Genomic DNA, 2,232 nt, shown 5'->3' on the forward strand with positions numbered 1-2,232 from the left:
GCGGGCCGCGCCCCGCGACATTGTCTACCCCCCGGTACGACCCGCCGCTGGGGCCCCCCGGCGCGGGCCCCCCCACCCCCGACGGGTCGTCAGGGCCCACTCACGCTCCACCAAGATGTCCGAATTGAGGCGGAGGTTGCCTGTCTGCCCTGTGGGATGCGCTACAAAAGCCGGGATCGGTTTGGGTATTGAAAGTCGGTCCGCATAGCGTCGTCCAGGCTGTTCGTCAGGCAGTGCGCCGCGCCCGCGGCACCGGACAGTCATCGCCGAGTCCCCGTACGGCGCGAGCCAGGGGAGCCGGGGACCCATCGCAGTCCCTGGGGTGAATCGGGCGCCCGCGCACAGCGAGGGGGTCCGTAGGAGACCTTCCTGCTCCGAACCCGTCAGCTAACCCGGTAGGCGAGAGGGAAGGAAAGGACCAGCCACTACATGGCGTTCACCCGCGCCACCGGGAAGCACCGCCGCCCCAGCCGGATGCAGCGCGGCACCGCCCGCGCGGCCGGCGTAGCGGCCCTCGCGACCACCGGTGCCATCGGCACCCTGGCCGCCCCGGCTCTCGCCGCCGAGCCGTCCGTCGAGGACACCGGCCTCACCCCCGTCATCACCATCGACGACTCGGTCGCCGACCGGATCGACGCCCAGGCGGCCGCCCAGAAGCAGGCCGCCGACCAGAAGGCGGCCGAGGAGGCCGCCCGCAAGCGGGCTGTCGCGCTGGCCGAGAAGGAGCGCGAGGCCAAGGTGCGCGCCGCCCGCGAGGCCGAGCGCAAGCGCCTCAACGCCTTCGTGGCGCCCATCGCGAACTCCTACGTCTCCACCGGTTACAAGACCGGCGGCTCCCTGTGGTCCTCCGGCTCCCACACCGGCATCGACTTCCACGCCGCCAGCGGCACCGCCGTCCACGCGGTCGGCTCCGGCACGGTCGTGTCGACCGGCTGGGGCGGGGCGTACGGCAACCAGATCGTGATCCGGATGGCGGACGGCATGTACACCCAGTACGGCCACCTGTCCTCCATCGGCGTCTCCGTGGGCCAGAAGGTCACCCCCGGACAGCAGATCGGCCTCTCCGGCGCGACCGGCAACGTCACCGGGCCGCACCTCCACTTCGAGGCCCGGACGACCCCGGAGTACGGCTCCGACGTCGACCCCGTCGCCTACCTCCGCAAGCACGGAGTGAACGTCTGACGGCAAGGCACACCCGCTTCACGAGGCCCCGGCTCCCGAGCCGGGGCTCTCGGCGTTTCGGACGCCTCACTGTCCAAAAAATATCCATGGATTCCGGCCTGCCATCGGAAATTCCCGCCCATTGCAATAGAGTCACGGAACGCGCGCCAATCGGCGGCGTTTCACGGGGATTAAGGCGGAGGTCGGGCATGCGTATTCCGGCGCACTCGGTGTGCACGGCGATCCGGGACGACATCGTCGCCGGTGTCTACGAGCGCGGCGGCCGGCTCACCGAGGAACTCCTGGCCCGCCGCTACGGCGTCTCGCGCGTCCCCGTCCGTGAGGCGCTGCGCACCCTGGAGGCCGAGGGCTTCGTGGTGACCCGGCGGCACGCGGGCGCGTGCGTCGCCGAACCGACCGAGCAGGAGGCCGCCGACCTGCTGGAGATGCGCATGCTCCTGGAGCCGCTCGGCGCCTCCCGGGCCGCGCAGCGGCGCACCGAGGCCCATCTCAAGGTGCTGCGCGGCCTGGTGCGGCTCGGTCAGGAGCGGGCCAGGCGGGGCAGCAGCGAGGACCTGCGCTCGCTGGGCGGCTGGTTCCACGAGACGCTCGCCCAGGCCTGCGGCAGCCACGCCCTGACCTCGATGCTGACCCAACTGCGGCACAAGATCGCCTGGATGTACACGGTGCAGGCCCCCGCCAACCCGGTGGAGTCCTGGGCGGAGCACGGCGCCATCGTGGACGCCGTGGCCCGCGGCGACGGGGAGCGCGCGCGGGCGGTCACGGCACTGCACACCGAGCGCGCCCTGTCCGCGCACCGGCTGCGTTTCTCCGGCGGCGGAGAGCGGCCGGAACGTGTGAGGACTTCGCAACACGCCGTAAACATGTCGGGCCCGCGACATTAACACGGGCGCCGTATACAAAGAAGAGCAATTTGGCGGAGGTGTATTTCCGCTGCCTAATTCCCGCGCGCCCGGAATTCCCGACGGTGCGAGACACTGCGTGCTCCGGACTTGCCGGAGAAAGGAACCAGGAAAACGGCTGAGCCTCGCCGAACGGAAGGGGCGGCGC

The 2,232-nt window shown here is 71.1% G+C and carries 2 protein-coding genes and 1 riboswitch; both genes read left to right on the forward strand.

Features of this window, described 5'->3' with window-relative positions; genetic code table 11:
• Positions 1–254 precede the first annotated feature (254 nt).
• A riboswitch (cyclic di-AMP (ydaO/yuaA leader) is annotated at positions 255–417 on the forward strand.
• A 12-nt stretch (positions 418–429) separates the two neighbouring features.
• The gene (locus ACFW2E_RS23605) at positions 430–1,182 is read left to right on the forward strand and encodes a M23 family metallopeptidase (protein WP_384469061.1); all 753 of its coding nucleotides are present in this window, start codon (positions 430–432) and stop codon (positions 1,180–1,182) included.
• Between the two features lie 188 nt (positions 1,183–1,370).
• Complete coding sequence (locus ACFW2E_RS23610) at positions 1,371–2,066, forward strand: GntR family transcriptional regulator (RefSeq protein WP_384469062.1); 696 nt, start codon at positions 1,371–1,373, stop codon at positions 2,064–2,066.
• Positions 2,067–2,232: the final 166 nt, after the last annotated feature.

The sequence above is a fragment of the Streptomyces sp. NPDC058964 genome, from assembly GCF_042741275.1.
Taxonomy (GTDB): domain Bacteria; phylum Actinomycetota; class Actinomycetes; order Streptomycetales; family Streptomycetaceae; genus Streptomyces.

Excerpts from the sequence above, each read along its gene's own strand:
- ACFW2E_RS23605 (WP_384469061.1), top strand. The coding sequence starts at position 430 with ATGGCGTTCACCCGCGCCACCGGGAAGCACCGCCGCCCCAGCCGGATG.
- ACFW2E_RS23610 (WP_384469062.1), top strand. The coding sequence starts at position 1,371 with ATGCGTATTCCGGCGCACTCGGTGTGCACGGCGATCCGGGACGACATC.